Annotated in this window: 12 protein-coding genes; 11 read left to right on the forward strand and 1 reads right to left on the reverse strand. The window is 67.3% G+C overall.

Translation table 11 applies throughout. The annotated features are described in order from the left end of the window. Positions 1-2 precede the first annotated feature (2 nt). The gene (locus GTK09_RS01445; RefSeq protein ID WP_163460695.1) at positions 3-464 is read right to left on the reverse strand and encodes a hypothetical protein; all 462 of its coding nucleotides are present in this window, start codon (positions 462-464) and stop codon (positions 3-5) included. A 199-nt stretch (positions 465-663) separates the two neighbouring features. Between GTK09_RS01445 and GTK09_RS01450 the strand changes: the two genes are divergently transcribed. The 11 genes from GTK09_RS01450 to GTK09_RS01500 all read left to right on the forward strand — a co-directional run bounded on the left by GTK09_RS01450 (position 664) and on the right by GTK09_RS01500 (position 12,904). After that, positions 664-2,274, forward strand: coding sequence for a phage tail protein (locus tag GTK09_RS01450; RefSeq protein ID WP_163460696.1), 1,611 nt, complete (start codon positions 664-666; stop codon positions 2,272-2,274). Positions 2,275-2,574: 300 nt separating this feature from the next. Then, positions 2,575-2,895 (forward strand): hypothetical protein, encoded by a 321-nt coding sequence (locus GTK09_RS01455; protein WP_163460697.1) that lies wholly within the window; start codon positions 2,575-2,577, stop codon positions 2,893-2,895. Positions 2,896-2,997: 102 nt separating this feature from the next. Further along, positions 2,998-3,669 (forward strand): response regulator transcription factor, encoded by a 672-nt coding sequence (locus GTK09_RS01460; protein WP_163460698.1) that lies wholly within the window; start codon positions 2,998-3,000, stop codon positions 3,667-3,669. Positions 3,670-3,728: 59 nt separating this feature from the next. After that, on the forward strand, positions 3,729-5,117 hold the full coding sequence (locus GTK09_RS01465) for an ATP-binding protein (RefSeq protein ID WP_163460699.1): 1,389 nt from the start codon (positions 3,729-3,731) through the stop codon (positions 5,115-5,117). A 159-nt stretch (positions 5,118-5,276) separates the two neighbouring features. Next, positions 5,277-5,678, forward strand: a complete 402-nt coding sequence (locus GTK09_RS01470; RefSeq protein ID WP_163460700.1) for a hypothetical protein — start codon at positions 5,277-5,279, stop codon at positions 5,676-5,678. A 294-nt stretch (positions 5,679-5,972) separates the two neighbouring features. Then, the gene (ccmI, locus tag GTK09_RS01475; RefSeq protein ID WP_163460701.1) at positions 5,973-7,250 is read left to right on the forward strand and encodes a c-type cytochrome biogenesis protein CcmI; all 1,278 of its coding nucleotides are present in this window, start codon (positions 5,973-5,975) and stop codon (positions 7,248-7,250) included. Further along, complete coding sequence (gene ccmE, locus GTK09_RS01480; RefSeq protein ID WP_163460702.1) at positions 7,247-7,744, forward strand: cytochrome c maturation protein CcmE; 498 nt, start codon at positions 7,247-7,249, stop codon at positions 7,742-7,744. The genes ccmI and ccmE overlap by 4 nt, the downstream gene beginning before the upstream one ends. Next, positions 7,741-9,723 (forward strand): heme lyase CcmF/NrfE family subunit, encoded by a 1,983-nt coding sequence (locus GTK09_RS01485; protein WP_163460703.1) that lies wholly within the window; start codon positions 7,741-7,743, stop codon positions 9,721-9,723. Before ccmE ends, GTK09_RS01485 begins: the two co-directional genes overlap by 4 nt. A 4-nt stretch (positions 9,724-9,727) precedes the next feature. Next, positions 9,728-10,222, forward strand: coding sequence for a cytochrome c-type biogenesis protein (locus tag GTK09_RS01490; protein WP_163460704.1), 495 nt, complete (start codon positions 9,728-9,730; stop codon positions 10,220-10,222). Positions 10,223-10,447: 225 nt separating this feature from the next. Then, the gene (locus GTK09_RS01495; RefSeq protein ID WP_163460705.1) at positions 10,448-11,968 is read left to right on the forward strand and encodes a Do family serine endopeptidase; all 1,521 of its coding nucleotides are present in this window, start codon (positions 10,448-10,450) and stop codon (positions 11,966-11,968) included. 258 nt (positions 11,969-12,226) lie between these two features. Continuing rightward, the gene (locus GTK09_RS01500; protein ID WP_203560835.1) at positions 12,227-12,904 is read left to right on the forward strand and encodes a response regulator transcription factor; all 678 of its coding nucleotides are present in this window, start codon (positions 12,227-12,229) and stop codon (positions 12,902-12,904) included. Positions 12,905-12,953: the final 49 nt, after the last annotated feature.

Here is a 12,953-nt window from a genome sequence, read left to right on the forward strand (position 1 = left end):
GCCTACCCTGCCCGCCACATCCTCGCATCCCCTCGCCATCCGTCCCGCTTCACACCGCCATGGTGCTCCATACGGTGGAGGATCTTGCGCACGGCTGATAGGACGGCTTGCGGCTCTGGCTCGTGCTCGTCGTTCAGCTTGAACAGCGGCGTGACTGCTTCTGCAATCTCCGTGGTCGTCACGGCGCCACGTTCGCGCATGACGGCGAAGATGGCGCTTCGCCTAGCTTGAACGTCAGCGCGGCCAACGCGCGGCGTGGTGGCCCGTTGTAGCGGCTGGATGGTATGAGCGTCGGTTACGCCGAACATCGCGAGCACGGCGTCTAGGTGGCCAAGGTCGCGGTCTATCGCTGCCAGGTGCTCAAGGGCCTTCAACCGTTCGCCGGCTTTCTCTGCCCGCTTGGTCTTCAATCCGGCGATTGTCAGCTTGTAGGAATCGGTACGGGTTGCGCGGTGCTTTGTCATGCCGCATCATCGCGCTAGGCCGCTGTTTCGCCTACCGTTTTGATGGTGCATCTGCTACATAAGGGCGCACCTGTGGACCTGGGACGCGCGGCCGTTTCCGGCCTTTCCGGGCCTCACCGACGTCTGGAGCGACGGCGAGAACTGGCGGCGCGGCCATTGGCTGACGGGCAGGCTGGGAACTGCCCCGGCCGACGCGCTGGTGGCGGCGATCCTGCGCGATCACGGGATCGAGGCGCACGATCTTTCCGGTCTCGAAGCCACGCTGACCGGCTGGGTCGAGACCGGTCCGTACAGCGCCCGGCAATCCCTGGAAAGCCTCTTCGGGCTGGTCGGCGCCGTTGCCCATGTCGAGGACGGCACCCTGGTCGTCCGCTCGCTCGACCGGCTGCGAGCCGAAGGGACGATCACCGCCTTCGTCGACGAGGACGACAAGCCCTTCGTGGAATTGCGCCGCGCCGAGGCGGCGGAGACGGTCGACGCGGTGGCACTGTCCTTCCTCGATCCCTGGCGGGACTATCAGCCGGGCAGCGCGGAAGCCATGCGGGCCAGTGTACCCGCCCCGCGACGGCGGCTCGTCAGCTTTCCGGCGGTCCTCGACGAGGGGGAGGCGAGCGCCTTCGCGGCAGCCATGCTCGCCGATGGCGGCACGGTCACCGAGGTGGCCGATTTTGCCGTGCCGGCAAGCGATCTTACTCCCTCTGTCGGCGACGTCCTGGCGCTCGAGGGGCGGAGCGGCGACTGGCTGGTGACGCGCATCGAGACGGGGCTCTCCAGCCGCGTCAGCACCCGGCGGCTGCCGATGCGGGGCGCCGGCTCGGGCGGCTCGGGCACGATCCCGGATCTCGGTTCCGGCCGGCCGAAGCTGGCCTCGCGGCCCTTCGTCGCCTTTCTCGACTTGCCTCTGCCACCCGGGGAAGCCGGCTTTGCGGGAGCGCGCATCGCCGTCAGTGCGTCGCCTTTCGCCGGTTACGAGGTGTCGAGCCTCTCCGAAGACGGCACGTTGAAGACGCGCACGCGCGTCGCCCGCCCCGGAACGCTGGGGCGTTTGACAGCGGCACTTCGGCCTGGCCCCGAGGGCAGGATCGATCCGGCCAATGCGATCACCATTGCGCTTCCCAGGGGCGCCCTGGCGTCGATTTCCCCCGCCTCGATGCTGGCCGGCGGCAATCTTTGCGCCGTCCAATGCGACGACGGCGGGTTCGAGGTGCTGCAGTTCGAACGAGCCGAGGAAATCGCATCGGGCGAATTCCGCCTCTCTCGCCTCTTGAGAGCCCAGGGCGGCACCGAGGACGCCATGGCCGCCGGGGCCTCCGTCGGCGCGCTGTTCGTTCTCCTCGACGGCGCCGCCGCCTCACTCGGCATCGAGGCGGCTGAGGTCGGCCGGTCCATCGAGTTTCGCGTCCAGCCATACGGGCGAAGCCGGGACGACGCCTCCGTCGTCGCGCAGAGTCATGCCCTCGGCACACGCTCGGTGCGACCTCTCTCGCCCGTCCATCTGACGGCGCGGTTCGCGGCTGACGGGGCGGTCGAACTCGGCTGGGTCCGGCGCACGCGTAGCGGCGGCGACAACTGGGCGGCGGTCGAAGTGCCGCTCGGCGAAGAAGCTGAGCGCTATCGGGCGGTGATCGACGACGGCACGGGGACGACGGCGGTGTTCGAGACCGCCGAACCGCGGATTGCCATCTCGGCGTCTGAGCAAGCTGCCCGCTTCGGCGGACTGCCGGCGGTCTTCGAGGTGAGCGTGGCGCAGGTGAGCCCGGTCTGGGGCGCCGGGACGCCGCGCCGGGCGACGTTTTCGCGGCCGTCGTGACAGACCGGCGGCCGGCAGCGCGTTCTTGGCATCGACCGCTGCTTGCGCTCGATGCCGCTCGGACAACCAGGTCGTCGGTCATAAGAAGGCAGGATGCCGCCTTTCCCCATGAAGCCGAAATCGAGGTGGCGTGCGGCATGAGCCATTGCGTATGTTCCCGCGCTCTATCCTCGCGCGCCGATGCTTCCTATTGTTCGGGGACGCTCGGCCGACTTCGGCATTCATTCGTCATTCAGCCGCGGCTTGATAGAAGCTTCTCGTTGGGGTGAAGACATCGGCCTTACTCTCGATTGGACCAGAATGACGTTCCTTCGCACGATCGTGGCTCTCGCAGTGGCATTCGGCCTGGCCGCTGAGCCGGCCATGGCCTACGTGGGCGGCGAAGATGTTGTCGGCGAAGCGGTTGCCGTGTTCGGGCAAGATCGCCAGCATGCACCGACGCGGGTGGCGGCGGCCGATTGCTCCGGGGCGGCGAGCCGAGCCGCGCGGCAGACCGGCGGACAGGTGCTTTCCGTCTCGACCCAGACCCAGGGCGGCCAGACGGTCTGCGTCGTCACCGTGCTCGTTCCCGGCAAGGGCAACGAACGGCCGCGCAAGCAGACCGTCACGATCAAGCCGTGAGCGTCGGACAGGACGTTCGGCGGCCTCGTTTTCGTCCAGAGGTCGTCGCAGAATGCTCCGATCCGGATTTGCGGCGAGAGCCTGAAGGGAAGAGCCGAAGCGATGCGCATCCTGATCGTCGAGGACGACGAGACCCTCAACCGCCAGCTGACCGAAGCGCTGGCCGGCGCCGGCTACGTCGTCGATCGCGCCTATGACGGCGAAGAGGGCCATTTCCTCGGCGATACCGAGCCCTACGACCTGATCGTGCTCGACATCGGCCTGCCGCAGATGGACGGGATCAGCGTCCTGGAGCGCTGGCGCCGCGAAGGCCGCACGATGCCGGTTCTCATCCTCACCGCCAGAGACCGCTGGAGCGACAAGGTCGCGGGCATCGACGCGGGCGCCGACGACTACGTCACCAAGCCGTTCCACGTCGAAGAGGTGCTGGCGCGGGTGCGGGCGCTGATCCGCCGCGCCGCCGGCCACGCCTCCGCGGAGATTCTCTGCGGTCCCGTTCGCCTCGACACCCGGACTTCGCGGGTCACCGTGTCGGGCAGACCGCTGAAGCTGACCTCCCACGAGCATCGTCTGCTCGACTATCTGATGCATCACCAGGGTGCCGTGGTCTCTCGCACGGAGCTGATCGAGCATCTTTACGACCAGGATTTCGACCGCGATTCCAATACCATCGAGGTGTTCGTCGGGCGACTGCGCAAGAAGCTCGGGGCCGATCTGATCGAGACCATCCGCGGCCAGGGCTATCGGATGGCGGCCGAAGGAGACGACAGCTGAGCCTCCAGCGATCGGTCCGGAGGAGGCTCGGCCTGCTCTCGTCCCAGCATGGGCCGAGCATGGCCGGCGCCCGCATGGAGACGCGCCTCCTGCCGCGGTCGCTGACCGCCCGGGTGATCCTGCTCACCAGCCTGTGGGCGGTGGCCGCGCTCTTCGTCGTCGGAGCGTTGATCTCGACCCTCTACGAGCGGACGGCGCGCCAGGGCTTCGAGAACCTGCTCGGCGCCCAGCTCTACAATCTCGTCAACGCCGTCAGCGTCGACGAGAGCGGCCGGCTCAGGGGCAATCCCGACCTCGGCGATCTGCGCTATGCCCGGCCGCTCTCCGGCTGGTACTGGGAGGTTCTTCCGGCGACGGACAACACCTCGGGGCGGCTGACCTCGGCCTCCCTCGTCCTGCTGACGGTTCCGCAGGCGCCGGTCTCCGAGGTTCCCTTCGATCAGATGTATCGCCGCACCTACGAGGAGCCCGGCCTCAACGGCGAGACCCTCGCGGTACTGGAGACCGAGGTCGTTCTCGATTCGGAGAACCATACCGCCCGTTTCCGGGTGATGGGCAGCCTCTCCTCCGTTCTCGACGAGATCAGGGATTTCGATCATACGCTGTTGCTCTATCTCGGCGCGGTCGGCTTGGGGACCGTCCTCGTCAACGTCGTCGTCATTCTCGTCGCACTGAGGCCGCTCGGCCGGGTGCGCGGCTCGCTCGCCGCCATTCGCGAGGGTCGAGCCGAGCGGCTGGAGACCGGCTTTCCCGTCGAGATCGAGCCGCTCGCCGTCGAGATGAATGCCTTGATCGACAACAATCGCCGCATCGTCGAGCGCTCGCGCACCCAGGTCGGCAATCTCGCCCATTCGCTGAAGACGCCGATCGCGATCCTCACCAACGAGGCGGCGAGCTTGGATGCCGAGAAGGGCCGGGTCGTATCCGAACAGGCGGAGCGGATGCGCAGCCAGGTGCAGCATTATCTCGACCGGGCGCGGATGGCGGCGCAGAGCCAGAGTATCGTGTTTCGAACTCCGGTGCGGGAGGTTCTGGAGCGCCTCGCCCGCGTCATCGCCAAGCTGAACCCGCGCCTCGACGTCGAGTTCGACGGACTGGAGACGGGCGATTTGATCTTTGCCGGCGAACGACAGGATCTCGAGGAGGCCGTCGGCAATCTTCTCGACAATGCCGGCAAGTGGGCGGGAAGCCGTATCCGGCTGTCGTGCCGGGCCGAGGGGCCGGACCGGCTCTCCGTCGCCGTCGAGGACGACGGCCCGGGGCTCTCGACAGAAGAGATCCGGGAAGCGTTGAAGCGGGGCCGCCGTCTCGACGAGGCGACGCCCGGCAGCGGCCTCGGCCTGTCGATCGTCCGCGACATCGTCGGCGAATATCGGGGCGCCCTGCAACTCGGTCGGTCCGACCTCGGAGGGCTTTCGGCAAAGGTCTTTCTGCCGCGGATGAGATAGGCCGCCGCCAGACACGCGCCGGGCGCCCGTCTCCGGTCGCCCGTCCGGGCCGATTTGCGGCCTACCGCGTCCGTCCGATCCTTGACAGCGGCGCGTTCGGAAGAGCATCCCAAGGCTCGATCCTCGGCATCCCGTCCTCCCGCTCCTGGACCTTCGCGCATGAGACTGGCAACGGCCATCCCCGTTCTCCTATCGACGCTGCCTCTCGGCGGCTGCCTGAGCTTCGGACCATCGTCGAGCCCGGCTGCGGTCTCCTCCGGCGCCGTCGCCCTGGCGGGCGGCCTCGTCGGGCAAACCGCGTTCGCCGCGCAGATGCCGGACGAAGCGAGGACGAAGGCCGTGGAGGCGGAGTTCCAGGCGCTGCAGTTCAGCCCGGCCGGCGAGGCCGTGCGCTGGAGCGTCGACGGCTACAGCGGCGAGGTGGTGCCGACGCAGGTCTACCGCGTCGGCTCGCAGGACTGCCGGGCCTATTCCCACGTGCTTCTTACGGGAACGCGGCCAGTCAAGACGACGGGCGTCGCCTGCAAGACCCAGGCAGGACTTTGGAAGCCGGTGGCGTGAGCGGCTGAGCCGGTTCCGTGCGCCTACCCGAGTGGGGGCACCCGACCGTTGCGGAATGACCGGAGGCTCGCGGTTCCGCGCCTCGATACCAATCTCCGGATGAAGTGAATGGGCAAGCATCCGGGGCGTCTGATAATCAGCTTGGCGAGCGTCGGCGCGGAACCCGGCTCCTCGGATGGTCGACCCTTCTGGATCGACCCCGAGCGGGCTGGGCTTGCGACGACGGGGAACATGGGAGGGAGCGCTACGCGGTTTGCCATTGTTTGCACCGCGCGGCGCGCGTAAGTGTCTGGCATGGTTTTCTGGATCGTTGCAGCCGCGATGACGGCCGTCGTCACTCTGGCCATCGTCTGGCCGCTGCTGCGCGGCAAGGACGAGGACGCCCACGCGACCGCAGATCACGACGTCGAGGTCTACGCCGCGCAGTTGCGCGAACTCGACGGCGACCTCGAACGCGGCACCATTGCCGAGGCCGAGGCGGCGACGGCCCGCGCCGAGATCGGCCGGCGCCTGTTGCGGGCAGCCGAGCGGGCGCGATCGGCGGGAAAGGCCGGCCGTGCGGCTCGAAGCTTCAAGCGCCCGACGATCCTCGCGGCGGCCGTTTCGGTCGCGGTGATGCTACCCGCCATCTCCTTCGTCTTCTACGACACGGTCGGCGCTCCGTCCCTGCCAGATCGGCCGCTGGCGCTGCGCGAACAGCCGCAGCAGGATCTCGATCTCGCCGGGCTCGTTGAAAAGGCCGAGGCGCGTCTCAAGCAAAACCCGGCGGACGGCGGCGGCTGGGACGTCTTGGCGCCGATCTATCTCAGAATGAACCGCCAGGCGGACGCGGCGGAGGCCTATCGCAGGGCGATCGAGCTCAACGGCCCGTCGGCCAGCCGCTTCGGCGGGCTGGGTGAGGCCCTGACGGAGATCGCCAATGGGGAGGTCACGGACGACGCGAAAGCCGCCTTCGAGCGGGCGCTGCAGATCAACTCCTCCTATCTGCCGGCGAAGTTCTTCCTGGCTCTCGATGCCTCGCAGGAGCAGCGGCCCGCCGATGCCGAGACCCGGTGGACCGAGCTGATCTCCCAGAGCCCGCCAAATGCTCCCTGGCTGCGGATCGCCGAGGCGGGCCTGGCCGATGCGCGTCAACGGCTCGGCAAACCTGCGCCCGCCGCGGCGAACGAGGCGCCAGCACAGGAGGCCGGCGTCGCGGCGTCGGATTCGCAACCGGGCTCGCCGCCCGGCGTCGCGAACGGCGAGGGTGGCTTCGCTGGGCCGGATGCCGCTGCGGTCGAAGCGGCGTCTCAGATGTCCGGGGGCGACAGGCAGGCGATGATCGAGGGGATGGTCGAGACGCTCGCCGCGCGGCTCAAGCAGAGCCCCGATGACGTCGAGGGCTGGAAGCGGCTGATCCGCTCCTATACGGTGCTCGGCAAGACCGGCGAGGCGAAGGCGGCGCTCGGAGATGCGCGTCGGGCGTTTCCGGAGGATTCCGCCGCAGCTCGCGAAATCGCCGCTTTTGCGGGAGAGATCGGTCTTTCCGGGGAAATCGGTCTTTCCGGGGAAGAGGAGTCGACGTCCCGATGACCCGCAAGGCCAAGCGACTTTATCTCATCGGCGCGATGCTCGTCGTCGTGGGCGGAGCGGCGGGGCTGGTGCTGACCGCGCTGTCGAGCTCGGTCGCCTATTTCCAATCGCCCACCGATCTGGTGACGAACGCTCCGGCGCCCACCCAGCGCATCCGGCTCGGCGGCCTCGTCGAAGAGGGCACGGTGAAGCGCGACGGATCGTCCCACGTCACCTTTTCCGTCACCGATACGGTCGACAGCGTGCCCGTGACCTATACGGGCATCCTGCCGGACCTCTTCCGGGAAGGCCAGGGCGTCATCGCCGAGGGGACCCTCGGGCCGGATCGCGTCTTCCTCGCCGATACGGTGCTGGCCAAGCACGATGAGACCTACATGCCGAAGGAAGTGGTCGACGACCTGAAGGCCCGCGGCCTGTGGGAAGACGGCAAGGGCCTCGTCAACAAGCCGGAGGAGACGGTTTCCGCGTCGCCGGTTTCGGGAGCTGGCTCATGATCGTCGAGATCGGCCATTTCGCCCTCGTCCTGTCCTTGTCGGTGGCGCTCGTCCAGTCGGTGCTGCCGATGTTCGGCGCGATGCGGGGCGATCAGCGGCTGATGGAGACCGGCACGATCGCCGCCACCGGTTGCTTCGTCCTGATCGCCATCGCCTTTTCTGCGTTGATGACGTCCTACGTCACGTCGGACTTCTCGGTGCTCAACGTCTTCGAGAACTCCAACTCGAAGCAGCCGCTGCTCTACAAGTTCACCTCGACCTGGGGAAACCACGAGGGCTCGATGCTCCTGTGGGTGCTGATCCTGGCCTTCTTCGGTGCGTTGGTCGCCCTGTTCGGCCGCGACCTTCCGGCGACGCTGAAGGCCAACGTCCTGTCGGTGCAGGCCTGGATCCTCACCGCGTTCCTCTTGTTCATCCTCCTGACGTCCAATCCGTTCCAACGTCTCGACCCGGCGCCGATGGAGGGGCAGGACCTCAATCCGATCCTCCAGGACATCGGCCTCGCGATCCATCCGCCGATGCTCTATCTCGGCTATGTCGGCTTCTCGATCGCCTTTTCCTTCGCCATCGCGGCGCTGATCGATGGGCGGATCGACGCCGCCTGGGCGCGCTGGGTCCGGCCGTGGACGCTGATCGCCTGGATCTTCCTGACGCTCGGCATCTCCATGGGATCCTACTGGGCCTATTACGAACTCGGCTGGGGCGGCTGGTGGTTCTGGGATCCGGTCGAGAACGCCTCCTTCATGCCCTGGCTGGCGGGCACGGCGCTGCTTCACTCGGCGCTCGTGATGGAGAAGCGTTCGGCCCTGAAGATCTGGACGATCCTTCTGGCGATCCTGACGTTCTCGCTGTCGCTGCTGGGCACCTTCCTGGTCCGCTCCGGCGTCCTCACCTCCGTCCACGCCTTTGCCACCGATCCGACGAGGGGCGTCTTCATCCTCGCCATCCTGTGCTTCTTCATCGGCGGCGCTCTCGTCCTCTTCGCCATCCGCGCCTCGGCGCTGGAGGGGGGCGGGCTGTTCGCGCCGATCAGCCGAGAGGGTGCGCTGGTCTTCAACAATCTGTTCCTGACCACCGCCGCCGCGACGGTGCTCGTCGGAACCCTCTATCCGCTGCTCCTCGAGGTGCTCACCGGCGAGAAGATCTCCGTCGGTGCGCCGTTCTTCGATCTGACCTTCGGTCCGATCATGGTGCCGCTGCTCTTCGCGGTTCCCTTCGGGCCGCTGCTCGGCTGGAAGCGCGGCGATCTTCTCGGCGCCGCCCAGCGCCTCTACTTCGCCGCCTGCTGCGCACTCGCTGCCCTCATCGGCATTCTCGCCTATACCGGCGGGACCAGGATCCTGACCGCTTTCGGTTTCGGGCTGGCCTTCTGGCTGCTTGCCGGCAGCCTGACCGACCTGTTTTCCAGGGCTGCATTCCTGAAGAAGGGCTGGCGCACAGGTCTCGCGCGTCTCCTCGGCCTGCCGCGCTCGGCCTTCGGCACGACGCTCGCGCATTTCGGCCTCGGCGTCACGCTGCTCGGTATCGTCTCGGTTTCGAGCTTTCAGGAAGAAGTCATCACCACGATGGCGCCCGGCAACAGCGCCGAGATCGCCGGCTACACGCTGACCTTCGATCGCATCGCACAGCGCCCCGGCCCGAACTTCGAGGCCCAGGCAGCGCACTTCTCGGTGCGCAGGGGCGGCGTCGTGATGACAGAAATGGACAGCGCGAAGCGGTTCTTTCCGGTCCGCCAGATGACCACCACCGAATCCGGGATCTGGACCCACGGCTTCTCGCAGCTCTACGTCTCGCTCGGCGATCCGTCGGCCGACAAGCAGTCGATCGTGGTCCGCATCTGGTGGAAGCCGCTGGTGACGCTGATCTGGATCGGCACCGTCTTCATGGCGGTGGGCGGCGTCTTTTCGCTCGCCGACCGGCGGCTGCGAGTGGGGGCTCCCATGCGGGGCCACCGCAAGGCGGCACTGGCGGAGGCCTGACGGCATGCTGGTGCGCACTCTCGCCATTCTCCTGGCCGCTCTCCTGCTCATTGTCGCCTCGGCGCCGGCGAGCGTGTTCGTCACGCCCGCCTTCGCGGTCAATCCGGACGAGATGCTGTCCGACCCGGGCCTCGAGACGCGGGCCCGCAAACTTTCGGCCGGGTTGCGTTGCCTGGTCTGCCAGAACGAATCGATCGACGATTCCAACGCCGATCTCGCCAAGGATCTCCGGCTCCTGGTCCGCGAGCGCCTGAAGGCCGGCGACACAGACGAAGAAGTGATCGACTATCTGGTCTCGCGCTATGGCGAGTTCGTGCTGTTGAGGCCGCGCTTCGACTGGGCCAATCTGGCCTTGTGGGCAACGCCGATGGTGGTGCTTCTGTTCGGCGGCGTTCTCGCCTTCGTCACCGTCTCGGGTCGGCGCAAGCGCCAGGCACCACAAGACCTTTCGGCCGCGGAAGAAGCCGCCATCGCCAAGATCACCGCCGATCGCCGGTAAGATCGGTTTCGCCGTTCCATGACATTGTTTTGAACGCAGATTTGAGTTCGCCCGGGCCTTCGCTGCTTTTCCGCCGACAATACTCCGAAACGTTACCGACTTTTCATCCCGGGGAAAATCTCCCGTAAGATGGCTGTCCTTAGGTTTCTGTTCATCGGACGGGACGCCGAGCGGTGTCGCCCGTCCCGTAGCAGATCTTCTTGAAGACGCTTGAAAGGAACCAAGATGCAGCAGGATAACCAACCCCGCACCATGCGCAGCCGCCTCTTCGCCGGCACGCTGGCGGCCGGCGTCGCCGGTGCGGCTCTGGCTGGCGGCATGGCCGTCAACACGCTTCCGGTTTTCGCCGAGCCGGTGCGCGTCGACGCGCCGCAGCAACTTCCCTCCTTTGCCGACCTCGTCGAAAAGGTTTCGCCGGCCGTCGTCTCCGTCCGTGTCGACGAGACCATGAAGCCGGCCGCCGACGACGGCGACGACCAGATGCAGAGCCCATTCGGCAATCTGCCGGAGGATCATCCGCTGCGCCGGTTCTTCGACATTCCGGGCGCCCCCGGCTTCCCCGGCACGCCGCGCGGCCGCCAGATGCCGCGTCATGGCGTCGCGCAAGGCTCGGGTTTCTTCATCTCCGAGGATGGCTATCTCGTCACCAACAACCACGTGGTCGACGGCGGCTCGAACTACACCGTGGTGATGGACGACGGCACCGAGCACAAGGCCAAGCTGATCGGCTCCGATCAGCGCACCGACCTCGCTCTCCTGAAGGTCGATGCGGACCAGAAGTTCACCTATGTCGGCTGGGGCGACGACAGCAAGGTTCGCGTCGGCGACTGGGTGGTGGCCGTCGGCAATCCGTTCGGCCTCGGCGGCACCGTCACCGCCGGCATCGTCTCGGCCAACGGCCGCGACATCGGCGCCGGCCCCTATGACGACTTCCTGCAGATCGACGCGGCGGTCAATCGCGGCAACTCCGGCGGTCCGGACTTCAACCTGAACGGCGAAGTCGTCGGCATCAACACCGCGATCTTCTCGCCGTCGGGCGGCAATGTCGGCATCGCCTTCGCCATTCCGGCCTCGGTCGCCAGGGACGTCATCCAGTCGCTGAAGGAGCATGGCTCGGTCGAGCGCGGCTGGCTCGGCGTGCAGATCGCTCCGGTAACGGACGACATCGCCGAGGCAGTCGGTCTTGCCGACGCGAATGGCGCCATCGTCACCCTGCCGGACAACGAGACGCCGGCGTCGAAGTCCGGCATCCAGACCGGCGACGTCATCACCGCGGTGAACGGCGAGACGATCAAAAGCCCGCGCGAACTTGCCCGGATGATCGGCAACGAACGGCCGGGTACGAAGGTCGACATCACGGTCTGGCGCAACAACAAGGCGGAGACCATCGACGTCACGCTGGGCAACCTCTCGGCTCTCGACGAGGCGGCCTCGGCCAATGGCGGCCAGGACCGGCGCGTGCCGACCAACCCGTCGTCGCTGTCCGGCTACGGCCTGACGCTGACCCCGTCCGAGGACGGCCAGGGCGTCGTCGTCACCGACATCGACCCGGATTCGACCGCCGCCGAAAAGGGCATGCAGCCGGGCGACGTGATCGTCTCGGTCAACGGCAAGTCGGTGCAGAGCCGCGGCGACGTCAGCCAGGCGCTCTCTGATGCCGCCAGGTCCGGCCGCAAGGCGGCGCTGTTCCAGCTTCGCCAGGGCGACCAGAACCGCTTCGTCGCACTGCCGCTCTCCAAGAGCTGACCGGCCGACAGATGGGCGGGGAGACGTTCGCTCCCCGCCCATCCTGGCAGGCGAGCGCCGGATGACGGCGCTCGCTCATCACTTTCCGTTGCCGCCCGTCGGCCCGATCGCGACATCTTCATCCTGCGGCTGCAAGGCCGCAGCAAGGTCGAATTACGGACCGTGGCGGCCGACGCATTGATTTCCGACTCCGGCACGTCGATCTTAGAGGCTCGAACCATGACAGAAGCCGCATCCGCCACCGCGCCGACGGAGTCCATGCGAATCCTCATCATCGAAGACGACCGCGAGGCGGCATCCTATCTCGTCAAGGCGCTGAAGGAGGCCGGCCATGTCGCCGATCACGCCGCCGACGGCGAAGAGGGGTTGCACGTCGCCGAGACGCGGGGCTACGACGTTCTCATCGTCGATCGGATGCTGCCGAAGCTCGACGGGCTCTCCATCATCGCGAAGCTGCGCGAGACCGGCCATCGCACGCCTGTTCTGATCCTTTCGGCCCTCGGCCAGGTCGACGACCGGGTGAAGGGGCTGCGCGCCGGCGGCGACGACTATCTGTCGAAACCCTTCGCGATCTCCGAGCTTCTGGCGCGCGTCGAGGTGCTCGGCCGGCGGCGCGGATCGAAGGACGTCGAGACGTCCTACCGCGTCGGTGATCTCGAGCTCGATCGTCTGTCCCACGAGGTCCGCCGGGCCGGCAAGCCCATCGTCCTGCAGCCGCGGGAGTTCCGGCTGCTCGAATATCTGATGAAGCACGCGGGCCAGGTGGTCACCCGGACGATGCTCCTGGAAAACGTCTGGGACTATCACTTCGACCCGCAGACCAACGTCATCGACGTCCACATCTCGCGGCTGCGCTCGAAGATCGAGCGCGACTTCGATTCGGCGATCCTCCACACCGTGCGCGGCGCCGGCTACATCATGCGCGCCGAGGGCTGACCGCCTCGCGACGTTTCCGTCTGGCGGCTCGCCGATCCTCGCCTTCCGC

It is taken from the genome of Jiella pacifica, from assembly GCF_010500815.1.
GTDB classification, from domain to species: Bacteria; Pseudomonadota; Alphaproteobacteria; order Rhizobiales; family Rhizobiaceae; genus Jiella; species Jiella pacifica.